General features: G+C 56.9%; 16 protein-coding genes. 11 read left to right on the top strand and 5 right to left on the bottom strand.

What is annotated here, in order from left to right:
* Window positions 1-33: 33 nt before the first annotated feature.
* Entirely contained in the window at window positions 34-2,154 is a 2,121-nt protein-coding gene (gene scpA / locus KYK14_RS15315) for a methylmalonyl-CoA mutase (RefSeq protein ID WP_219160010.1), read from the bottom strand.
* A 121-nt stretch (window positions 2,155-2,275) separates the two neighbouring features.
* Here scpA and KYK14_RS15310 point away from each other — a divergent pair, with 121 nt between their 5' ends.
* Window positions 2,276-3,562 carry an outer membrane beta-barrel protein gene (locus KYK14_RS15310; RefSeq protein WP_219159996.1) on the top strand — a complete coding sequence of 429 codons (1,287 nt, stop codon included), beginning with the start codon at window positions 2,276-2,278 and terminating at the stop codon, window positions 3,560-3,562.
* Here KYK14_RS15310 and KYK14_RS15305 read toward each other — a convergent pair.
* A complete protein-coding gene (locus KYK14_RS15305) occupies window positions 3,559-5,349 on the bottom strand; it encodes a methylmalonyl-CoA mutase family protein (protein WP_219159994.1) in 1,791 nt (596 codons plus the stop codon). The two genes, KYK14_RS15310 and KYK14_RS15305, sit on opposite strands and share 4 nt — an antisense overlap.
* Window positions 5,350-5,592: 243 nt before the next feature.
* On the opposite strand from KYK14_RS15305, the gene KYK14_RS15300 reads away from it, so the two are divergent.
* From KYK14_RS15300 to dnaA, 3 genes are all read left to right on the top strand, one after another.
* Window positions 5,593-6,363 (top strand): 5'-nucleotidase C-terminal domain-containing protein, encoded by a 771-nt coding sequence (locus KYK14_RS15300; RefSeq protein ID WP_246601871.1) that lies wholly within the window; start codon window positions 5,593-5,595, stop codon window positions 6,361-6,363.
* A gap of 133 nt (window positions 6,364-6,496) precedes the next feature.
* The gene (locus KYK14_RS15295; RefSeq protein ID WP_343217120.1) at window positions 6,497-7,420 is read left to right on the top strand and encodes a bifunctional metallophosphatase/5'-nucleotidase; all 924 of its coding nucleotides are present in this window, start codon (window positions 6,497-6,499) and stop codon (window positions 7,418-7,420) included.
* 156 nt (window positions 7,421-7,576) lie between these two features.
* A complete protein-coding gene (gene dnaA, locus KYK14_RS15290; RefSeq protein WP_185281066.1) occupies window positions 7,577-9,073 on the top strand; it encodes a chromosomal replication initiator protein DnaA in 1,497 nt (498 codons plus the stop codon).
* Between the two features lie 132 nt (window positions 9,074-9,205).
* Here the strand turns inward: dnaA and KYK14_RS15285 are convergent, their stop codons facing one another.
* Both KYK14_RS15285 and KYK14_RS15280 read right to left on the bottom strand, forming a co-directional pair.
* A complete protein-coding gene (locus tag KYK14_RS15285; protein WP_185281065.1) occupies window positions 9,206-9,691 on the bottom strand; it encodes a hypothetical protein in 486 nt (161 codons plus the stop codon).
* A gap of 182 nt (window positions 9,692-9,873) precedes the next feature.
* Window positions 9,874-10,302 (bottom strand): OsmC family peroxiredoxin, encoded by a 429-nt coding sequence (locus KYK14_RS15280; RefSeq protein ID WP_185281064.1) that lies wholly within the window; start codon window positions 10,300-10,302, stop codon window positions 9,874-9,876.
* A 224-nt stretch (window positions 10,303-10,526) separates the two neighbouring features.
* On the opposite strand from KYK14_RS15280, the gene KYK14_RS15275 reads away from it, so the two are divergent.
* From KYK14_RS15275 to KYK14_RS15250, 6 genes are all read left to right on the top strand, one after another.
* Window positions 10,527-12,020 (top strand): GH3 family acyl-acid amido synthetase, encoded by a 1,494-nt coding sequence (locus KYK14_RS15275; RefSeq protein ID WP_185281063.1) that lies wholly within the window; start codon window positions 10,527-10,529, stop codon window positions 12,018-12,020.
* Between the two features lie 103 nt (window positions 12,021-12,123).
* Window positions 12,124-12,972, top strand: a complete 849-nt coding sequence (locus KYK14_RS15270; protein ID WP_219159990.1) for an endonuclease/exonuclease/phosphatase family protein — start codon at window positions 12,124-12,126, stop codon at window positions 12,970-12,972.
* 107 nt (window positions 12,973-13,079) lie between these two features.
* The gene (locus KYK14_RS15265) at window positions 13,080-13,529 is read left to right on the top strand and encodes a 3-oxoacyl-ACP synthase (protein WP_208309420.1); all 450 of its coding nucleotides are present in this window, start codon (window positions 13,080-13,082) and stop codon (window positions 13,527-13,529) included.
* A 183-nt stretch (window positions 13,530-13,712) separates the two neighbouring features.
* Window positions 13,713-14,897 carry a 1-deoxy-D-xylulose-5-phosphate reductoisomerase gene (locus KYK14_RS15260; protein ID WP_208309419.1) on the top strand — a complete coding sequence of 395 codons (1,185 nt, stop codon included), beginning with the start codon at window positions 13,713-13,715 and terminating at the stop codon, window positions 14,895-14,897.
* 45 nt (window positions 14,898-14,942) lie between these two features.
* On the top strand, window positions 14,943-16,286 hold the full coding sequence (gene rseP, locus KYK14_RS15255) for an RIP metalloprotease RseP (protein WP_246601870.1): 1,344 nt from the start codon (window positions 14,943-14,945) through the stop codon (window positions 16,284-16,286).
* The gene (locus KYK14_RS15250; RefSeq protein ID WP_219159988.1) at window positions 16,286-16,783 is read left to right on the top strand and encodes a DUF6702 family protein; all 498 of its coding nucleotides are present in this window, start codon (window positions 16,286-16,288) and stop codon (window positions 16,781-16,783) included. The genes rseP and KYK14_RS15250 overlap by 1 nt, the downstream gene beginning before the upstream one ends.
* Window positions 16,784-16,926: 143 nt before the next feature.
* Here the strand turns inward: KYK14_RS15250 and KYK14_RS15245 are convergent, their stop codons facing one another.
* The gene (locus tag KYK14_RS15245; protein ID WP_219159986.1) at window positions 16,927-18,951 is read right to left on the bottom strand and encodes an OmpA family protein; all 2,025 of its coding nucleotides are present in this window, start codon (window positions 18,949-18,951) and stop codon (window positions 16,927-16,929) included.
* 269 nt (window positions 18,952-19,220) lie between these two features.
* Between KYK14_RS15245 and lon the strand changes: the two genes are divergently transcribed.
* On the top strand, window positions 19,221-21,716 hold the full coding sequence (lon, locus tag KYK14_RS15240) for an endopeptidase La (protein ID WP_219159984.1): 2,496 nt from the start codon (window positions 19,221-19,223) through the stop codon (window positions 21,714-21,716).
* Window positions 21,717-21,841: the final 125 nt, after the last annotated feature.

Genomic DNA, 21,841 nt, shown 5'->3' with positions numbered 1-21,841 from the left:
AGTGTTATTTGAAATTAGTAAGTGATATGAAGCTTACTCCCCCAACTTCCCCAAAATCTCCTGCGCCGCCACAGCAATAACCGTCCCCGGCCCGTACACCCCGGCCACGCCCGCATCATACAGAAACTGGTAGTCCTGCGCCGGAATCACGCCGCCGGCAATGACAAGGATATCCTCACGGTCGAGCTGCCGTAGCTCCTCCAGCAACTGCGGAATCAGGGTTTTGTGGCCGGCGGCGAGGCTGCTGACGCCCACCACGTGCACGTCGTTTTCGGTAGCTTGGCGGGCCACCTCGGCGGGCGTCTGGAACAGGGGCGCAATGTCCACGTCGAAGCCCACGTCGGCGAAGCTGGTGGCAATGATTTTGGAGCCCCTGTCGTGGCCGTCCTGGCCCATTTTGGCGACCAGCATACGCGGGCGGCGGCCTTCGCGGGCGGCGAAGTCGTCGGCCATGTGGCGGGCCTGGGCAAATTGCTCGTCGTAGCTCATCTCCGCCGAATATACACCCGAAATGGCCCGAATGGTAGCCTGGTGGCGGCCGTATACTTTTTCAAGGGCATCGGAGAGTTCGCCGAGGGTAGCGCGCAGGCGGGCGGCATGTACGGCCAGGTCCAACAGGTTTTCCTTCCCCGAGCGAGCGGCCTCAGTCAGCGCATCTAGGGCGCGCAGCACGGCCGCCGAGTCGCGCTCCTGGCGGATGGTGTTCAGCCGCGCAATCTGCGACTCGCGCACGGCGGCGTTGTCGATGTCGAGCAGCTCGATATTCGTGGGCTCGTCAATCTTATACTGGTTCACGCCTACAACTACTTCCTTGTTGGAGTCGATGCGGGCCTGCTTGCGGGCGGCGGCTTCCTCGATGCGCATTTTGGGTAGGCCGGTTTCAATGGCCTTCGCCATGCCGCCCAGCTCTTCCACCTCCTGAATCAAGGCCCAGGCTTTGTCGGCCAGCTCGTGGGTGAGGGTTTCCACGTAGTAGGAGCCACCCCAAGGGTCTACCACGCGCGTCACGTCGGTTTCGTGCTGGAGGTAGAGCTGGGTGTTGCGGGCAATGCGGGCCGAGAAGTCGGTGGGGAGGGCAATAGCCTCGTCGAGGGCGTTGGTGTGCAGGCTCTGCGTGCCACCCAGCACGGCGGCCAGCGCCTCCACGGTGGTGCGGGCCACGTTGTTGTAGGGGTCTTGCTCGGTGAGGGAGTAGCCCGAGGTCTGGCAGTGCGTGCGCAAGGCCAACGACTTGGGGTTCTGCGGGTTGAACTGCTGAATGAGCTTGGCCCAGAGCAACCGGGCGGCGCGCATCTTGGCAATTTCCATGAAATGATTCATGCCAATGGCCCAGAAAAACGACAGCCGCGGCGCAAAATCATCAATGCTGAGCCCCGCCGCCAAGCCGGTGCGCACGTACTCCAGCCCGTCGGCCAGGGTGTAGGCCAGCTCAATATCGGCGGTGGCGCCTGCCTCCTGCATGTGGTAGCCCGAGATGCTGATACTGTTGAACTTGGGCATGTGCCGCGCCGTGTACTCAAAAATATCGGCAATGATGCGCATGCTGGGTAGGGGTGGGTAGATGTAGGTGTTGCGCACCATAAACTCCTTCAGAATGTCATTCTGAATGGTGCCCGCCAGCTTGTCCGGCGTCACACCCTGTTCCTCGGCCGCCACAATATAAAAGGCCATAATCGGCAGCACCGCCCCGTTCATGGTCATGCTCACCGACATCTGATCCAGCGGAATCTGGTCGAATAGCACCTTCATATCCTCCACCGAGTCGATGGCTACGCCGGCCTTGCCCACGTCGCCCTCCACGCGGGGGTGGTCGGAGTCGTAGCCGCGGTGCGTAGCCAGGTCAAATGCCACCGAGAGGCCCTTTTGCCCGCCCGCCAAGTTGCGGCGGTAGAAGGCGTTGCTTTCCTCAGCCGTGGAGAAACCCGCGTACTGCCGCACGGTCCAGGGTTTCTGCACGTACATGGTACTGTACGGACCGCGCAGGTAGGGCGCTACGCCTGCCCCAAAGCCCAGGTGGTCGAGACCGGCCACGTCCTGGGCGGTATAGTAGCTTTTTAGCTCGATGCCTTCGGGGGTAGGGGAGGTAACAGGCGGCGCGGCGGGGTTAGGCAGCGTACCGGCGTTGTAGGGAATCTGGGAGAAATCGGGCGTCATGGGTGGTGGGCTTGGACTCGAACTCAAACAGTGAAAGATACCAGCTTTCTCCGGAAGCATACTTTCATGGGCAGTTACGGCCTATCTTTACCGGCGTTCTATTCAATTTCACAAATTCACTATGGAAATAGCTTTACAACGTCTTTTAAGCTACTATTTTATTATTTTTATTCTATTGGTAAGTGCTGCGGAAGCAAAAGCGCAGCACGGTTCCCAACGGGGTTACATTGTATCTACCGACGGCGATACGCTCCGGGGCACGGTGCAGGTAGGGCGCGACCGGCGCAATAGCCAACTGTGTTCCTTCAAACCCACTGGCAAAGCCGCTTTCCAGTCATATCGCCCTACTCAGCTACTGGCGTACGGCACGCATGATTTGCAGTACGAAAGCCATCTGTTACCAAAGTCTGCTGCCCAAACGGACACCATCCGCAAAGCGTTTTTACAAGTTGTTGTGCGGGGAGGTCTCACATTGTATTACTTCCAGAGTGAGCTAGGAAAACGCTTTTTTCTGAGTGGTTACCGTGCATCGCAGCTCACAGAATTACCCCTGCTAACGGAAAAAGTAATCCAGTACAACCGGGGACTAGAGTACGTGCAATACGTACAGCACCCCCAATATCGCGACACCCTGGCACGGGCCTTCCAAGGCTGTCCTAGTGCAGTAAATGAGTTGAGTACCCTGTCATTTCAGGTGGAGAGCCTAGCACGTGCCGTACGGGCCTACAACGCCTGCGCTAGTCCGGCGCAACAGCAAACAGATGCGTTGCCTGCCTCCCAGCGTCGTAACTGGCAGTGGGCGCCCTTTGTAAGTCTTGGTGTTATCGACCGATTACGGTTGAGCAAAGGCACTGGCAACAAGCCACTCGATAATGTGTACGATGGTAGCTACTACCCTACGGTTGGGTTCAGCGTGTTATTCACGCCAGGGCTACAGGGAGCCCCTTTCTCCGCCAACGCGGGATTGTGCTACGAATACAACCGGCACTATACGATGCTCTATGAGCTGCCCGGCAACATACAACAGCGTGTGCAACTGGCATTTGACTACCTGCGTCTGCCCGTATTTGTTCGGTGCAGCTTTGGCCACCGCCTGATAAGACCTTATGTGGAAGGTGGGGTGCAGGTACAGATAGTAACCACGCAACGCCAGGACAAACTCACCTTTATTTCCAATAATACGGAAAGCACGCAAGCGCTTTTTGGCCGGCCGCAGCGCATGGGATACGGCTACGGCGCCGGGGCCGGAGTGGCTGTTGGGTCATTGCAAGGTCGTCAAGTGCAAGTGGGTGTTCGGCTGATGCGTAGCACTGGTCCTAGTCCCTACACAAATGGGTCGATGCTGACAAGTCTGATTGATTACCTACGTTGCTTTCCCTCTAAACAGAGCACAGCGCTGAAGTGCTAGCTGACTTTTCCTTGCAAGCGGGCTAATACATCTTCTGTACTATATCCTTCTACCGTAAACTCCTTCAGACCAAAAAACTGCACGGCCTCCTGGAGGGTAGCCAAATCAGACGTGAGCAGAGGAGGTGGCATGAAGGAGGCATCATCGGCCGGCACCCGGTGCACCAAGCGGGCCAGGCGGCTGAACTGCTCGGGCGTGGCATACATCAGCGTGGCTTCTTCCGAAGACGAGAACAGCACCGATACGGTGCCTTCGGGGTGGCTCTCGCGCAGCTCTGGCCGCTCGTGTGCCGGCAGCGTTTGCAGAAACGACTCCAGAATATGCTGGTTGGTGTGGGCGCCCAGCAGCACCACGGCCGCCCGCTTCAGCTTCTTCTCGCGCCGCTGGAAGTGCAGCGCCGTGGCTAGTTGCAGCACCTCCGAAGGGTAGGCCGCCCTGGTCGAGTCGAACTCGGCGCTGCGCAGCAGGCGCTTGGGATTGAAGCTGAACTGCTCGCGCGGATTCTGGTAGCGGTTGGTGCCCACAATCACCTGCTCGCCGGTGGCAATGCGCCGGAACTGGGCCTGCGTAGTAAGTTGCAGCTGACTGATGACGAGCCGGGTAGCGCGGGGCAAGCCGCCCGCCGCCTGCACCTCCTGAAACAGCGCCCAGGCGTTTCGGGCCAGCTCGTCGGTCAGGGTTTCGAGGTAGTAGGAACCCGCTGCCGGGTCGGCTACCTGTTGCAGGTGTGCTTCTGAGCGTAGCAGGGTAGGGATGTTGCGGGCCAGGCGGTCGGCAAAGGCATTGGGCGCCGCAAACAGGCTGTCGAAGGGCGTGACGCTCACGGCATCTGCGCCGCCCACCACGGCGGCCATGGCCGCCGTGGTGGTGCGCAGTAGATTGGTGGGTGGATCGAGCGTAGTCTGGCTCCAAGTGGCCGTGCTGGCGTAGATGCGCAGTTGGCTGGCCATTTCGGCTGGCAGCTGGTGGGCAAATAGTAGCGTGGCCCACAACCGGCGCAGAGCGCGCAGCTTAGCTATTTCGGTGAAGTAGCTGGGGTTGATGGCCACCTGCACCTGCACGGCAGCGGCCACCGTGGCCACCTCCAGTTCGTTGCTGGGTAGGCAATCGAGGTAATACGCCGCCGTGCTTAGGGCAAAGGCCAGCTGCTGCGTAGCTGTGCCGCCTCGGTTGCCGAAATACGCTCCGTTCAGCGTCAGCGCCTTAAATTCTGGTAGGTGCTGCGTTAGCTGCAATATGGTTCGCAACGCGGCAAGCTGCCCCTGCAAATCCAGCAAATGATCCGTTACGGGGTCGAACCGCAGAAAGCCGCGCAGGGTGTTGCTGCTGGCTGCCAGCAAGCGTTCTAGCAAGGGTAGGGGCGTAGCGCGCACCGAGTAGCCCACGTAGGTAGCGGCCAGGGGTAGGTGCTGTGCTAGGTAGGCAACGTCAAAAGCGGCGGTGTCGGCCAGGTCGAAGTGGGCACCATCGGCGCCACGTTGCAGGGCTTCCGCGGCCCGGTCGATGGCAGCGTGGCCGTTGTCGTGGGCCGGTACGAGGTAGGTAGGTACGTTCAGCCAGGCATTGGCCTCAGCAGCGCGCACTTGTGGCGTGGCGGGAGTAGCCAGAGCATCCAAGGCTTCGCGATGGTAAAAGGGTTCTACTACCACGCCTTCGGGCGAGTGCCAACGCAGCGTTTCCAGGTCCTGCCCTTTCAGGTCGCGGCGGATGCGCTCCTGCCAGGCGGCCGTGCTTAGCGGCGTAAACTCAGAGAAAGAAAGCGGGGTGGAGGCTGGGGTATCGGCCATAGAGGAGTGGGTGCGGGCCTGGGATGAGCAACAAAACAGCTGAAACGGCTAAAGATACCGTATCGGGGAATAATGAACATGGGAAAAAGCGGTGCCTGCTTACGGAGGTAGAATATACGCGGTTGGGCTGCGGGGAGTGGGTGTTCAGGCCACATTCAACCTGCTGGTCAACCTGGGCAACAAACTTCCACACGCATAGGAGCGCAGCCGCAACGCGTAATTCGCGTACCTTTGTGCTTCTGTATGCCCCTTCTGCTTATGTCGTTTTTTCGCACTCGTACCACTGCTTTTGGCTTGCTGCTGGCTGTAGCCCTGCTGCCTGCCTGCCAGCGCGCTGCCTACCAGGCTCAGGCTACCTTGCCACCTATCACGGCCCGCCCCGTCGATAAAACCCAGCCCGAGGATGCAAAAATGGCCGCCGAAATTGCGCCCTACCGTCAGCGCGTTACGGAGCAGATGTCGGCGGTACTGGGCACGGCACCGGTAGCCCTCACCAAAAATGCGGGCGAGTCGCCGCTCGGTAATTTTGTGGCCGACTTGCAGCGCGAGCGCGCCGCCGTAGCCCTGCACCAGCCCATCGATCTGGCCGTGATGACCAACGGGGGACTGCGCACGGCTTTTCCGGCTGGCCCCATCACGCTGGGCTCGGTGTTCGAGCTGATGCCGTTCGAGAATAAGTTGGTGGTGCTGGATGCCCCCGGCCCCGTAGTGCAGCAGCTATTCGACTATTCCGCCCGCATCAAAATGCCTATTTCAGGGGCCATCTATACCGTTTCGCCCGATGGTAAGGCTACTGATATCCACATTGGCGGACAGCCCTTCAACCCGGCCCGCGTCTACGCCATTGCCATTTCCGACTACCTGGCCGGTGGCGGCGACAACCTGCTTTTCTTCAAACCACTCACGCAGCGCGACACGGGTGTGCTGCTGCGCCAGGCCATTGCCGACAAAATCACGAGCCTAACGGCCCAGGGCAAACCCATAGAAGCCCGAGTAGAAGGCAGGGTAAAATGATGTGTTGAGTTTCAAGTGTTGAATTTTGAATGGCTTAGAGAGGTTGTGGAAAGCGACGCTCTATCCTTCTTATTTCATGCATGTGATAGAAACTCAACTCAAAACGCAACATTCATACTTCAACATTTCCAACGTGAACCGTCGCGATTTTATAAAGCATTCGACGCTGGGTGCGGCCAGTCTGGGGCTATTGGGCCTAAACCACTCGGCCACTGCGGCTGATACCAAGGGCCGGCTGGTGATTTTGCACACCAACGATATGCACTCGCGCATTGACCCCTTTCCCGACAACGGCGGGCAGTGGGCCAACATGGGCGGCATGGCCCGTCGCGCCGCCCTGATTCAGCAGATTCGGCAGCAGGAGCCGCACGTGCTGCTCCTCGACTCGGGCGACATCTGGCAGGGCACGCCCTACTTCAACTTCTTCGAGGGCGAGCTGGAGTATAAGCTGATGACGGAAATGGCCTACGACGCCAGCACCCTCGGTAACCACGACTTCGACAACGGCCTGGAAGGTTTGCAAAAGCAGTTGCCCAATGCAGGTTTTCCATTCCTGATTGCCAACTACGACTTCTCGAATACCATTCTGGCCGGCAAGTTTAAGCCGTATAAAGTATTCGAGAAAGCCGGGCACCGCATTGGTGTGTTTGGGGTAGGCATTGAGCTAGCCGGTTTGGTAGCTGATAAAAACTTCGGGGCTACCCAATACCTCGACCCTATCATGGTTGCCAACAAGATGATAACCCAGCTGCGCGGCCCCGAGCGTTGCGACATGGTGATTTGCCTTTCGCATCTGGGCTACCAATACAAAGGCCCCAAAATTGACGACTTCAAGCTGGCGGCCGGCGCCCCCGGCATCGACCTGATTCTAGGCGGGCACACCCACACCTTCCTCGACAAACCCGACGTAGTAGCCGGCTCCAACGGCCACCAGACGCTCATCAACCAGGTAGGCTGGTCGGGTATCAACCTCGGCCGTCTCGACTACACATTTACGAAGACTACCCGCCGCCCAGCTGTAGCCGCTGCTGCCGTAGTGCCTATTCACACGGCCTAACGGAAAGTTGACAAAAGCAAGAGAAAGGGGCGTTTTTTTGTCTCCTGACTTTTCCACATTTTTGTCTCCCTTTGCCGGAAACGAACTGCTCCCCGGTTCGTAACGACGGCTTTCTGTACACTATTTGCTCGCCTTTTTTGTTGCTGTAACTGTTTGATGCTGAAGGATTTTAGAACCGTATGGGTCAACTGTCTGCGCGTCATCAAAGCGAATATTGGTGAGCAGAGCTTCCGCACGTGGTTTGAGCCCATTGTGCCGGTGCAGCTCCACAACAACGTATTGATTATTCAAGTCCCCAGCCAATTTTTTTATGAGTGGCTGGAGGAGCATTACGTGGACGTACTGAAGAAAAGTATCTTCCAGGAGTTAGGCGCCGATGGCCGCCTGGAGTACTCGATTGTAGTGGATCAGGGCAATGCCCAGTCGCAGCCGCGTACCCTCAATTTGCCTACCTCGCGCAAGGCAGCCCAGCCGGCCCCTTCGGCCGGACCAGCGGCGGCTTTAGCCGCGGGACCCATGTCGTCGTCGGCGCGGCACGTGGCGGGCGCGGCGGCAGCCCCGGCGGCTACGCCGTCTACCCTGCGCAACCCCTTCGAAGCCATTAAGGTAGTCGACCGCAACTACGTCAACTCTCAACTCAACACCACTTACACCTTCGAGAACTACATCGAGGGAGACTGCAACCGCCTGGCCCGCTCGGCGGGTTTGGCGGTGGCGAACAAGCCGGGCACTACTTCCTTCAACCCGCTGATGGTATACGGCGGGGTAGGATTGGGCAAAACGCATTTGGTGCAGGCCATTGGCAACCACATCAAGGCCACCACACCAGATCGGTTCGTGCTCTACGTGTCGGCGGAGAAGTTCACGAACCAGTTTATCGAGAGCGTGCGCATCAACTCGGTGCAGGATTTTGCCAACTTCTATCTGTTGGTGGATATTCTGATCTTGGACGACGTGCAGTTTATGTCGGGCAAGGACAAGACGCAGGAGATGTTCTTTCACATCTTCAACCACTTGCACCAGGCCGGTAAGCAAATCGTGATGACCTCCGACCGGCCCCCGCGCGATCTGAACGGCCTGGAAGACCGCCTACTCTCGCGCTTCAAGTGGGGCCTCACCGCCGACTTGCAAAGCCCCGACTTTGAGACGCGCATGGCCATCATCCAGAACAAGATGCAGCAGGATGGCATCGATATTCCGCCGCAAGTGGTGGAATACCTGGCCCACAGCGTGAATACCAACGTGCGCGAACTGGAAGGTGTGCTGATTTCGCTGGTGGCCCAAAGTAGCCTAAACCGCCGCGAGATTGACCTGGAAATGGCCAAGCAGGCCCTACGCCACATCATTGAGGAGGTAGAAGCTGAAGTCAACCTCGACTTCATCCAGAAAACCGTGGCCGAGTATTTCAGCCTACCCGTGGAATTGCTGAAGGCCAAAACCCGCAAGAAAGAGGTGGTAACGGCTCGGCAGGTGGCTATGTACTTCGCCAAAGAACACACTACTCATTCGCTGAAAAGCATCGGCCATCACTTCGGTGGGCGCGACCATAGCACCGTCATCCACTCCGTACAAACCGTGTCGGACCTGATCGACAGTGACAAAAGCTTCCGCAGTTCGGTGCAGGAGCTACGAAAGAAGTTCGCGGGGAAGTAGGAGTGAGGTAGACGCACTACAAAGCAGAACGTCATGCTGAGCTTGCCGAAGCATCTCTACCGTGAGTAAATTGATTACTCACGGTAGAGATGCTTCGGCAAGCTCAGCATGACGTTCTATTTATCTTGTGGTCTACTTCTCCTGAGAGTCGTGCAACGGAATCTGGTGATTTGATGCAAATCGTTGCACTTGCTCGTGCAGAATACGGCGGCGGCGGGTACCACGTACCTCGCGTAAGCTCAGTACATAGTTATTGCCGTCCTTGAGCTGCACACGCAGTTGGCGCAGGGCCAACTCCAGCTTGGCAATATCCTCGGCCGGAAAAGCCTGCTTGGGCCGAAACAGCCCACCTTTGTGTACCATGTAAGCCGGCGTGAACTCTAGGTAGGTCTGGGTGCCGAAAATAGGCGCGTTGTTGACCAGTACATAGCCAATATAAATCAGGCTGAACGCCAGGAACACGTAATCCAGGAAGTGCTGGTCAGTACTATTGCTGTCAGCTACCAGCCGTGAGCCAACGTAGAAAATCCAGAGCAAGCCAATAGCCATCTGCCCCCAAAACGGGATGCGGGAGTTGTTGGCAGGTTGCAGACGAATACGGGTAGAGGTAGGAGGCATACAGCGCAAAATAAGGTAGGACAGCAGCAAAGTAACTCAGTTTTCTGATGTCCTTCAGCAAAACGGTGTGTCATCCTGAGTAGAGTGGAGGACCTTCTTACATTGTTACGCTTATCGTATTGATAGAAGAGGTTCCTTCGCTCCACTCAGCGTAACACACCGCTTTCTGCTTCATGCTCAGCTTATTTCAGCGTGGCTGAAGTCAATTCCATTTCGGGTACGGCGCTAAGAAGCTGCGAGATAGGGCAGTTCTCTTTGGCGTTTTCGGCTTGCTTCTGAAATTCTTCCTGCGAAATACCTTCTACTTCTCCTTCCGTTTTCAGGGCAATCTTCACCACTTTTGGTGTGTCGCCCGAGGGGTCCAGGGTCACCTTCGACTCGGTGCGGATTTGCTTTACCTGGTAGCCGGCTTTCGTCAGGTGGCTGGTCAGGAACATGGTGTAGCAGCCGGCATGGGCCGCGCCAATCAGTTCTTCGGGGTTGGTGCCGGGCTTGCCATCGAAGCGGGCGCCGGTGGAGTAGGGAGCATCCAGCTGGCCACTCTGGCTGGTGATGGTGCCGCTACCTTTGATGTCGCCGTTCCATACGGCATTGCCACGTTGGTTGATCATGGGAAAGAGAAAAGGGGTGATGAGGAAAATACCAGTACTACATACCAATACTGGCAGTAGTAGGTTGCAGAGGGTAGGGGCGTTTTCCCGTTTGTGGCTGTGTAATACGAGCCGAGGAGTTGACCAAGGCGCCGCTTTCTACGTAGGTAGTGCTAAACTCACATCGTCTAGGGTTACACAGGTTGCTACCTTTGCGGAGTTTACTGTTCAGCTGATTTAGAAATATGGCGTTGAAAGCTACTCTGAGCCGACCTTTGGCGGCTTATGTTGCCCACCGCTACCAGCGCTGGATGCAGGACCCGGTAGGTACGCAGCAGCGCGTTCTGACGAGCTTGCTGGGCGCGGGTAGTCGTACGGCTTTCGGCCACGACCACGATTTTCGGGCCATCAGCGACGCCGCTGGCTTGGCTCGCCAGGTGCCGGTGCGCGATTACGAAGCCCTGCGCCCCTACCTCGACCGGGTGCAAGCCGGCGAGGCCGACGTGCTTTGGCCTGGCCGCCCACTGTATCTGGCCAAAACCTCGGGTACTACCAGCGGCGCCAAATACATTCCGCTCACGCGGGACAGTATGCCCAACCACATCAATGGGGCCCGCGATGCGCTATTGCACTACATCGACTATACCGGCCGCAGCCAGTTTCTGGATGGCCGGCTGATGTTTTTGTCGGGTAGTCCAGAGCTGGAACTGGTCAACGGCATCCTTACGGGCCGGTTGTCGGGCATTGTCAACCACCACGTGCCGGCCTACCTGCGCCGTAGTCAGCTGCCGAGCTACGCTACCAACATCATCGACGATTGGGAAACCAAGCTCGACCATATTGTGGAGGAAACCTTGGGGCAGCCCATGTCCTTGATTTCCGGTATTCCGCCGTGGGTGCAGATGTACTTCGACCGTATTGTAGCGCGCACGGGCAAAACCGTGAAGGAAGTCTTCCCTGACTTTGGCCTGTTTGTGTACGGCGGCGTCAACTTCGAGCCCTACCGCAAGAAGCTGTTTGAAACCATTGGCGGACCAGTTGACAGCATCGAGACCTTCCCGGCCTCTGAAGGCTTCCTGGCCTTTCAAGATCAGCCTGGCAACCCAGGATTGCTGCTGTTGTTGGATGCCGGGATTTTCTTTGAATTTATTCCGGCCGAGCGTTTTTTTGAGGATAATCCGCCCCGCCTGACCATTGGGGAAGTAGAGCTAGATCAGCAATACGCTGTCGTGCTCAGCAGCAACGCTGGCCTGTGGGGCTACTCCCTCGGCGACACAGTGCGCTTCGTGAGTCGCTTCCCGCACCGCGTGGTGGTGTCGGGGCGCATTAAGCATTTTCTATCGGCCTTCGGTGAGCACGTAATTGGGGAGGAGGTAGAGCAAACCCTGCGCGAAGCCATGCGCCAGCACCCCGAGGTAGAGGTAGTGGAATTTACAGTGGCCCCACTCGTCAGCGACGACCCTGCCGTGCCCTCCCGCCACGAGTGGCTCATCGAGTTTGCCCAGCCCCCACGTGATACCGCCGCCTTTGCCGCGGCTCTGGATGCAGGCTTGCGCCAGCGCAACGTGTACTACGACGACCTGATGGCCGGCAATATTCTGGCTCCGTTGCAACTCACTGCCCTGTCCGCTGGTGCGTTTCAGCGGTATATGAAAAGCCAGGGGAAACTGGGCGGGCAGAACAAGGTGCCCCGCCTCAGCAACGACCGGATATTGGCCGAGGGGCTAATGGCAGTGTAATGGTAGCCCTAGCTAGGTAAGAAGGCCAATTTCGGTAAGAAGCCTAACTTGGCCCCTCAATGCCCTAAGCGTCATCTTTCATCTTTCTGCTCTATTCTTGCCCATGCGTCTTTTTCTTTCGCTACTTCTTGCCTGCTTGCTACTCACGCAAGCTACTGTTGCCCAAAAAACTGCCGCTACCCCCTTGCGCGTGGCTACCTACAACCTGCGCATGAATACGGCCAGCGACGGCCAAAATGCTTGGCCCAACCGCGCTGAGATGGTGCGCAACCTCGTCAGCTACTACGATTTCGATGTGTTTGGTACCCAAGAGGGCTTTCGGAGCCAGCTCAACGATGTGGCGCAACTAAAGCAATACGCCTTTGTGGGCAAGGGTAGGGACGATGGCAAGGAAGCCGGTGAGCACTCGGCCATCTTCTATAAAAAAGACCGCCTGAAGCTGCTGCAAACCGGCGACTTCTGGCTGAGCCAAACGCCTGATAAGCCCGGCAAAGGCTGGGATGCCACTTGCTGCAACCGCATCTGCACCTGGGCCAAGTTTCAGGACACGCAAACCAAGAAGGAGTTCTATTTCTTTAGCGCCCACTTCGACCACGAAGGGGTAGAAGCCCGTCGCGAATCGGGCAAGCTGATGGTGCAGAAAATCAAGGAAATTGCCAAAAACGCTCCTGTCATCTTCGTTGGCGACCTGAACTCTACGCCTGATACGGAGCAAGTGAAGATCATCCAAGCCTCGCTACGCAACGCTTATGATGTTACCCAAAAGCCCGCTTACGGCCCCGTGGGTACGTTCCAGGGTTTCAAGCTAGACGCACCCCTGCAAGACCGCATCGACCACATCTTTGTAAGCAAAGAGTACACGGTGCTCAACTACGCAGTGCTCACCGACTCCATGCGCGGCCGCTACCCCTCCGACCACTTTCCGGTGATGGTGGATGTGGTGTTGAAGTAATTAAGACTTGTTGAAATTTTGTTCAAATAGGCAGTATTAAGACGCCAGATCAAGCATGGCCACCGATTTTGAATAAGCTCTAAACGTTTAAAGGGAGGACCTCATTTATGCAACTAAAACCCGCCCTTCACGCCGCCTGCCTCGCCTACCTCCAACAGCGCATCGACGCAGCGCAATCGGCTATGTTGGCCGCGCAGGAATCGGCCAACTCCGAAACCAAGAGCAGTGCCGGCGACAAGTACGAAACCGGCCGCGCCATGGCCCACGAGGAGCGCAACCGCAATGCCGTGCAGCTCCGCGAAGCCCTAAACCTGAAAGCCGAGCTAGAGCGCATCAACCCCGAAGCGGCCTGCGATACAGTACGGCCAGGTGCATTGGTCGCTACCAGTATGGGGCAGTTCTACCTCAGTATTAGCGCCGGCAAGATGGTGGTAGAGGGCACGGAGTACTTCGCCGTGTCGCCGGCCGCGCCGGTGGCGGCAGCGCTGAGCGGTAAGAGGGTAGGGGAGGAAGCAGCGTTTAATGGGAAGAAGGTGCTAGTGAAGGCTATTCTATAAAATGATATGGGCGGCTGCAAGCCGCCCATCGTTGCTGACTGTAGGGTAGGGGCGCGTCGTTGTGGTTGATAAAATGGACCAGCGCCCCAACGGGCGGCTGCATGCTGCCCCTACCTCATTTGCTCTGCTGACAGGCCGGAACAGATATTGCCTGCGAAGCAGAACTTCGCCTTACTTTTGCGTATGTCCTTCCCTACCCCCAAGCGCGTGGCGCTGCTCGGTGCCACTGGTTCTATCGGAACCCAGGCGCTGGATGTTATGCGGGCGCACCCTACCCGCTTCACTGTTACGGCGCTATCGGCGCAGTCCAATGCTGAGCTGCTGATTGCACAGGCCCGCGAGTTTCGCCCCGCCGTTGTGGTCATTGGCGATGAGGCAAAGTACGAAACCGTGAAAACGGCCTTGGCCAACCAACCCGAAACCGAGGTGCTGGCCGGTGTCGCCGCCCTCACGGAAATAGCCGCTCGCCCCGATTCGGACATTGTACTCACCGCTATGGTAGGCTACGCGGGATTACTACCTACAGTAGCTGCTATCCAGGCTGGGAAGGACATTGCCCTGGCCAACAAGGAAACGCTGGTGGTAGCCGGGCAGCTGATTACTGAGCTGGTACGGAAATACAAGGTGAAACTCCTACCCGTCGATTCGGAGCACTCTGCTATTTTCCAATGCCTAGTAGGCGAGGAGCAGAATCCGATTGAGAAAATTATCCTCACGGCCTCGGGTGGGCCGTTCCGGGGTAGGAGCCGGACGGAGCTGGCCACCGTCACCAAAGCCCAGGCCCTGAAACACCCCAACTGGGACATGGGCGCCAAAATCACGATTGATTCTGCGTCTTTGATGAACAAAGGACTGGAGGTGATTGAGGCCAAGTGGCTGTTTGGCCTCCGCGACGACCAGATCGACGTGGTAGTGCACCCGCAAAGCATTATTCACTCGTTGGTGCAGTTTCAGGATGGCTCTTTGAAAGCACAACTCGGCCTGCCCGATATGAAGCTGCCCATCCAATATGCCTTGGGCTACCCCGAGCGCCTATCCTCGGATTTTCCGCGCTTCGATTTTCTGGCCTACCCCCAGTTCACTTTCGAGCAGCCCGATACCGCTACCTTCCGCAACCTAGCCTTGTCCTTCGAGGCCATGCGCCGGGGTGGCAACGCGCCCTGCATTCTCAATGCCGCCAATGAAGTAGCTGTGGCCGCTTTTCTGCGCGATGAAATCGGTTTTCTGGAAATGTCGGACCTGGTGGAAAGTTGCCTCACCAAGGTTTCGTACCTTGCTACCCCATCGCTCGACGATTACATGCACACCGACCAGGAAACGCGCCGCGTGGCGCAAACGCTGGTCGGCAGCGGAACAAAGTCGGCGTAGGAACTGTCAGGATGACAATCTTACATTTTTAATTTCTTCGCTACTTTGGAAGGATTAGTTATGGCCGGCAACCTGTTGCTGGGCCTTTCGCTTTTGGTTGGTTTGCACGAGTTTGGCCACTTCGCCACCGCGAAGTATTTCAAGATTCGCGTCGATAAGTTTTACATCTTCTTTGACTTTCTGTTTCCGATGCCGGGCGTGCTCAATTTCGCCCTGTTCAAGAAAAAAATCGGGGAGACGGAGTACGGTTTGGGCTGGTTCCCGCTGGGTGGCTACGTGGCCATCCACGGCATGATCGACGAGACGCAGGATGCAGAGAGCCTGGCCGCCGAGCCCGCCCCCAACGAGTTTCGGGCGAAGCCAGCTTGGCAGCGCCTGATTGTGATGCTGGGCGGTATCGTCATGAACGTGATTACTGGTATTGTCATTTTTACGGCTCTCACCTACACCCACGGCGAAAGCTACCTGCCGGCTTCGGAAGTGCGCTATGGCGTGTTGCCCAATGAGTTGGGTAAAGAAGTGGGCTTCCAGATGGGCGATAAAATTGTGAAAATCAACGGCCATCCGTTCACTGAGTTCAATGATGTGTACGAGCCCGAGGTAATTCTTGGTAGCAATAGTTACTACACTGTAGACCGCAACGGCAAGCTGGTGGACATCAACTTGCCCGCCGACTTTATGGACCGCCTCGCTGAGAAGGACCAAGGCGCGTTTGTAGTGCCCCTCGACCCGTTTCAAGTAGATGAAGTAGTACCCAACAGCGCCGCCGCTAAAGCCGGCCTCCAGCCCGGCGACCGGGTGGCAGCCGTAGCGGGTACGCCCATTCACTACTTCCCCGAGTTGCAGCAGGAGCTGAAAAAGCAAGCTGGCAAGACCATCCCGCTGACGGTAGAACGTGCCGGTGCCCCTACCCAACTCACCGTTACGGTGGAGCCGGAAGGCACCATTGGTTTCCGCCCCAAGTCGCTGCTACATTTTGACACGCGTCACTACTCGTTTGCTGAGTCGGTACCGCAGGGCACCAAGCAGGCCTTCAGCATCGTGACCACACAGGCCAAGGCATTCGGCAAGATTTTCCGGGGCGAAGCGTCGTTCCGTAAGTCGGTGGGCGGCCCCATCGAAATTGCCCAACAGTACGGCGGTAAGTGGGACTGGCTGCGTTTCTGGACGCTCACGGGTATGCTCTCCATGGTGCTAGCGTTCATGAATCTGCTCCCCATTCCGGCCCTAGATGGCGGCCACGTGCTGTTCTTGCTCTACGAGATGGTAGCCGGTCGTAAGCCCTCCGACTCTTTCCTTGAAGGTGCCCAGAAAGTAGGTATGGTGCTAATTCTGGGTCTGATGGCATTCGTTCTGATTATCAATCCCATCCTGAAAAACTTCCTCTAATGCGTAGTTGGCTGTTTTTGTTGCTTTTGATGGTAGGCATGATGAGCCGGGCACAGGCGCATACCTACCACGCCAGCATCATGGACGTGCATTACAACCCGCAAAAAAAACAGCTGGAAGTAGCGGTGAAGGTGTTCACCGATGATCTAGAAAAAGCCTTGTCGGCGGGGCAGCCCAAGCCGGTGAGTGTGCTGGAAGACCCCAAGCCGCAACTGGCTACGCTTACCTCGGCGCTGCTGCGACGGGCACTAGCATTCGGCACCAAGCCCGGCGAAATACTTCCTTGGCGCTACGTAGGTATGGAACGCGACCATGATGCCCATTGGCTCTACCTCGCCGTGCCGCTGTCTAGTGCGCCGCCGGCACTCTACCTGCGCAACCATTTGTTGCTCGACACCTTCGATGATCAAATGAACATCGTGAACGTGGAAGCCAATGGCAAGAAGCAAAGCGCCCTGTTCCGCGGCGGCGAAGACGTGCGGAAACTGGAGTTGTAGGTTAGTTTATAGTCACAGAACAGCAAAGCCGTCTGTCCTCCTGAACGCAGTGAAGGACCTTATCACACTAGAACGACCATCGTGCTGACGACTCGTTCACGCGTGATAAGGTCCTTCACTGCGTTCAGGAGGACAGATGATTATTACCAGTCCGAACCGCCACTGGCCGCTGGCTTTTTGCCTTCGCCTTCAGGCTTGATCAACTGGAATTCCACCCGACGGTTCACCTTCGCGTCTTCTTCCGTTACTTCTTCCTTGATCGGCTTCGTGCTACCTAATCCGTTGCTGTCGATGCGGTTGGGTTGCAGCTTGCCCTTCTGCTCAATGTAGCGGCGAATAGCCTCGGCGCGGTCCTGGGAGAGCTTCTCGTTCACATCGGGGTTGCCGCGGGCGTCGGTGTGGCCCGTGATGCGGAGTCGGTAGGTAGGGTGGTCGACCATGAACAGGGCAATGCGGTCGAGCGTGCCGTGCATGGCGGGCAACACGTTGGCCTTCATGGCCTCAAACTCAATATTGTGGAAGATGAGGGGTAGGCTGCTGTCGAAACTGGCCGTCATCAGCTTCATCAGCGTATCCGATTTCAGGTCGAATTGCTTTTCCACCGTGAAATAATCGGGGCTGCGGATGAGCATCACGTAGTGTGAGCCTTCCATCAGATCGAAGTCAAACGAGCCATCGGGCCGCAGGTACTTACTGGCGACTTCGATGCCGTTATTTGTATCAATAATGCTGACGATGCCGTTGAGGGGCTTGTTGGTTACAGAGTCTACCAAGGAGCCTTCGAAGTGCGTGGTAGCCAGCGGCTGCGCCTCCATGGGTAGGGGGAAGGAATAGAGGTCGAGGTTATGAGGCGTCTTGGCCTCGGCCCTGGCGTAGTAAAGGTTCTTAGAATCGCGGTCAATGGTGAAGTAATATTCTGATCCTTTGCCGTTTACCAACGGCCCAATATTGCGCGGTTCCTGCCAGCGCCCGTTCACACGGTAGGTTTTGTAAATATCAAAATCACCGAAATTGAGCAGCTGCCCTCGGGAGCTGAAATACAGCACGTTATACAAAGGGTGGTAAAATGGACTCACCTCGCTTTCGCGAGTATTCACCACGGGGCCCATGTTCTCTGCCTTGGCCCACTCGCCGTTCTTGGTTTTGTAGGTATACCAGATATCCGATAGACCGAACCCGCCCAAGCGGTCGGAGGCAAAATACAAGGTGTCCTCGCTGGGCGAGAGGGTAGGCTGCGAGTCCCAGGCCCCGGAGTTAACAGTCGGGCCCAAGCTCTTGGGCGTCGACCACTGCCCATCCTGAAAGGTAGCCGAGTACAGGTCGCAGTTGCCGTGGCAGTCAGGACACTCGCATCGGGCGAAATAGATGGTTTTGCCATCGCGCGAGAAGCACGCCGAGCCCTCGTTGTACTGCGAGTTGATGGGCTTGGGCAGGGGCTCGGCATCGGTCCAATACTCACCTTCCTGCCGCGAGGTATACAGGTCCTCATCTACCACCTGCTTGATGTTGCCGCGCACTTTGCGCTTAGAGGAAAACACAAAGAGGCCGGCTTCGCTACTCAGCGCGGGTCCGTAGTCCTCCACCGGCGAGTTGATGCCTGCGCCCATACTGGTATACACGCCTACAGGCGGATGGAACGTAGCCAGGTTTTTCCGGTACTCCACAATAGCGTAGTACTCCTGCATAGGCACATACAGATCGGCGGTTTTTTGCTCCAGCGAATCGTAGTACAGCTGCACTTTTTTCAACTCGCGGCGGCGGTGCTTCAGCGCCAGGCTATAGTAGGTCTTGGCCTGCTGCTCGTAGTTGGTGCGCTCGTAGAGCTGGCCCAGCCGCCAGAGCATATCCGTGTTTTTGGCGAAGTTCTCGATGCCAAACTTACCTACGTACGCAGCCAGCAACTTGCGAGCTTGTCCCCAGTTGCGGCGCTTTTCGGCCTGCTGAATAGCCTTCAGCTCCTTTTTATTTTGGTAGAACGCAATGCGGTTGACGTTGGGAAAGGTAGGCGTGCCATCGGAGCGCACGCGTAACTTTTTGGTAGCAGAGGCATTGCGTGTCAGCTCTCGTTGCGCAAGGGGAGGGGCAGGGGTTTTCTGCTGGGCCTGGGCGGGAAGAAAAGCCGCGCAACTGCCAAGCAGCACCAGCCACAAACAAAGGGAGCGTAGCATAAGAAATAAGACAACGCCACCGTTGTCAGAATGGAAAGGAGGGTACCAAAAATAGCAAATTCCTGATACTACCAGGCAGGAGTGTATCCCAAGCTGGGGCAAGTGCCGTGCCGTGTTGGCGTAGCCTGTTTCAAAAAAGAATTTTGGCCCTTGATGGCACGACGCTTGCCCATTCCGTAATCTTACAAAAGTCAGTCGTAACCGGACAGGTTTGTGCCGGAGCAGGCTGTCATTCTGGCACGAATTAATCGTGCATCCCCGCTATTCTCATGAGTAAATCCTTTTTTCAAGACGCTACTCCCTACCTGCTGGCGAAAGACACGGTAGAGATGGTTTCTATTGTTGCCACCGACCCCGACCAGCCACTTACCGGCGAAGACGCTCCCGAGGTACTGCCGTTGCTGGCCGTACGCAATACGGTATTGTTTCCCGGAGTAGTACTACCCGTTACGGTGTCGCGCAAGAAAAGCGTGCGGCTAGTGCGCAAGGCCTACCGGGGCAATAAGATTATTGGGGTAGTTGCCCAGAAAAATACCCAGAGCGACGACCCCGTACTGGCCGATCTGTACCAGACCGGCACCATGGCGCGCATCCTGAAAATGCTGGTGCTACCCGATGGCAATACCACCATCATCATTCAGGGACAGCAGCGTTTCCAGATTGAGGAACAGGAGCAGGACGTGCCCTACCTCACGGCGCGGGTAAGCTACCTGACCGAGACCTTCCATAATAAGAACAGCAAGGAGGTGAAGGCTCTGGTGGCCTCGCTGAAAGAGGCCGCCGCCAAAATCATGAAGCTGAATCCTGAGATTCCACAGGAAGCGCAGGTGGCGTTGGATAACATCGACTCGCCGTCTTTCTTGACGCATTTCCTGTCCTCGAATATCAACGCCGAGGTAGGTGTGAAACAGCAGCTGTTGGAGATAAACGACGGTGTGGAGCGCGGTACACGATTGCTGGAACTGATGCTCAAGGAGATTCAGCACCTGGAAATCAAGCGCGAAATCCATACGAAAGTCCATACCGACATCGACCAGCAGCAGCGTGACTACTTCCTGCGCCAGCAGATCAAGGTATTGCAGGATGAGTTGGGGTTTGATGGTCCAGATCAGGAAATAGACAAGTTTCGCGTCCGTGCGAAAGACAAAAAGTGGCCCGAAGCGGTAGCCAAACATTTCAACAAAGAACTGGATAAGCTCACGCGCCTCAACCCGCAAGCCGCCGAATATCCGGTAAGCGTGAACTACGCGGAGTTTCTGCTCGACTTACCCTGGGGCGAATACACCAAGGACAATTTCAACCTGAAGCGCACCCGCAAAATCCTCGACCAGGACCACTATGGTATGGAAAAGGTGAAGGAGCGCATCGTGGAGTACTTGGCTGTGCTCAAGCTGAAGCAGGACATGAAGGCACCGATTCTGTGCCTCTATGGCCCGCCCGGTGTAGGCAAAACCAGCCTAGGCCGCTCCATTGCCAAAGCACTGGGTAGGCAGTACGTGCGCATGAGCCTGGGCGGCGTGCGCGACGAGGCCGAAATCCGGGGGCACCGCAAAACCTACGTGGGCGCTATGCCAGGCCGAATTGTGTCGCAGATCAAAAAAGCAGGCGCTTCCAATCCGGTGATTATTCTAGACGAAGTAGACAAGGTAAGTGCCGATTTCCGGGGTGACCTGTCGTCGGCGCTACTCGAAGTGCTGGACCCGGAGCAGAACTCCACTTTCACTGACAACTACCTGGAGGTAGAGTACGATCTGTCGCGGGTGCTGTTCATTGCTACCGCCAACTCGCTCGATACCATTCAGCCCGCCCTGCGCGACCGGATGGAAATAATCGACGTGACGGGGTATACACTGGAAGAGAAGACCCAAATTGCCAAGAAGCACCTGTGGCCCAAGCTCCTCGCCGACCATGGCCTGCAACCCAAGGACGTGAGTATCACCACGCCCGCCTTGCAGCGCGTAATTGACGACTACACCCGCGAATCGGGTGTGCGTAGCCTGGAGCGCAAGTTGGGCGCAGTGGTGCGCAACGTGGCTAAGCACAAGGCCTTGGAGGAAGAATATCCGGCAACCCTGGAACCGAAAGACGTAGCCCGTATCCTGGGCGCCGCCATTTTCGACCGCGACCAATACCAGGACAACGACACCGCCGGTGTGGTAACGGGCTTGGCCTGGACTTCGGTGGGTGGCGACATCCTATTCATTGAAAGCTTGTTGAGCCGGGGTAGGGGTAAGCTCACACTCTCGGGTCAGCTAGGTGATGTAATGAAGGAATCGGCCATTACGGCGCTTTCCTATCTGCGCAGCCGGGCCGAGGAGCTAGACATTGATTACCGCCTCTTCGACCAGTACGACCTGCACATTCACTTTCCTGAGGGCGCTGTGCCCAAGGATGGCCCCAGTGCCGGTATTGCCATCTTCACCAGCATCGCGTCGGTGTTTACGCAACGTAAAATCCGTAGCCATTTGGCTATGACGGGCGAGATAACCCTGCGCGGCAAGGTGCTGCCGGTAGGCGGCATCAAGGAGAAAATTCTGGCGGCACGTCGGGCAGGCATCAAAGACGTGATTCTGTGTCAGAAGAACCGCAAGGACATCGACGAGATTCCCACCGAATACATCAAAGGCCTCACTATTCATTACGCCGACCGCGTGGATGACGTGCTGGCCGTAGCCTTGCTACCAGAGCTGGTTAACCATCCTATGAAGCTGACCGTGCGCGACGAACCAACTCCGCCGGCTGTACCGAGCGTGGAAGTGCAGTAAGGAAATGCTGATTCTTTAGGGTATTTAGAATGTAGTTAAAACGTCATGTTTGATCTGGCGTCCGCTTGTCGAAGCATCTCGCTCGCTCCGTTGTACACTATCCAACGGAGCGAGCGAGATGCTTC

The organism is Hymenobacter profundi (assembly GCF_019334315.1).
Classification (GTDB): domain Bacteria; phylum Bacteroidota; class Bacteroidia; order Cytophagales; family Hymenobacteraceae; genus Hymenobacter; species Hymenobacter profundi.
The sequence above is the reverse complement of the archived record's forward strand: the minus strand, read 5'-3'. Positions and strand labels throughout refer to the sequence as shown.

Bases quoted from the DNA above. Each gene is read 5' to 3' on its own strand.
- KYK14_RS15305 (WP_219159994.1), bottom strand. From the start codon at position 5,349: ATGGCCGATACCCCAGCCTCCACCCCGCTTTCTTTCTCTGAGTTTACG.
- scpA (WP_219160010.1), bottom strand. From the start codon at position 2,154: ATGACGCCCGATTTCTCCCAGATTCCCTACAACGCCGGTACGCTGCCT.
- KYK14_RS15265 (WP_208309420.1), top strand. From the start codon at position 13,080: ATGCAACTAAAACCCGCCCTTCACGCCGCCTGCCTCGCCTACCTCCAA.
- KYK14_RS15260 (WP_208309419.1), top strand. From the start codon at position 13,713: ATGTCCTTCCCTACCCCCAAGCGCGTGGCGCTGCTCGGTGCCACTGGT.
- KYK14_RS15270 (WP_219159990.1), top strand. From the start codon at position 12,124: ATGCGTCTTTTTCTTTCGCTACTTCTTGCCTGCTTGCTACTCACGCAA.
- KYK14_RS15285 (WP_185281065.1), bottom strand. From the start codon at position 9,691: ATGCCTCCTACCTCTACCCGTATTCGTCTGCAACCTGCCAACAACTCC.
- KYK14_RS15310 (WP_219159996.1), top strand. From the start codon at position 2,276: ATGGAAATAGCTTTACAACGTCTTTTAAGCTACTATTTTATTATTTTT.
- KYK14_RS15300 (WP_246601871.1), top strand. From the start codon at position 5,593: ATGCCCCTTCTGCTTATGTCGTTTTTTCGCACTCGTACCACTGCTTTT.
- lon (WP_219159984.1), top strand. From the start codon at position 19,221: ATGAGTAAATCCTTTTTTCAAGACGCTACTCCCTACCTGCTGGCGAAA.
- KYK14_RS15250 (WP_219159988.1), top strand. From the start codon at position 16,286: ATGCGTAGTTGGCTGTTTTTGTTGCTTTTGATGGTAGGCATGATGAGC.
- KYK14_RS15280 (WP_185281064.1), bottom strand. From the start codon at position 10,302: ATGATCAACCAACGTGGCAATGCCGTATGGAACGGCGACATCAAAGGT.
- KYK14_RS15275 (WP_185281063.1), top strand. From the start codon at position 10,527: ATGGCGTTGAAAGCTACTCTGAGCCGACCTTTGGCGGCTTATGTTGCC.
- KYK14_RS15245 (WP_219159986.1), bottom strand. From the start codon at position 18,951: ATGCTACGCTCCCTTTGTTTGTGGCTGGTGCTGCTTGGCAGTTGCGCG.
- dnaA (WP_185281066.1), top strand. From the start codon at position 7,577: ATGCTGAAGGATTTTAGAACCGTATGGGTCAACTGTCTGCGCGTCATC.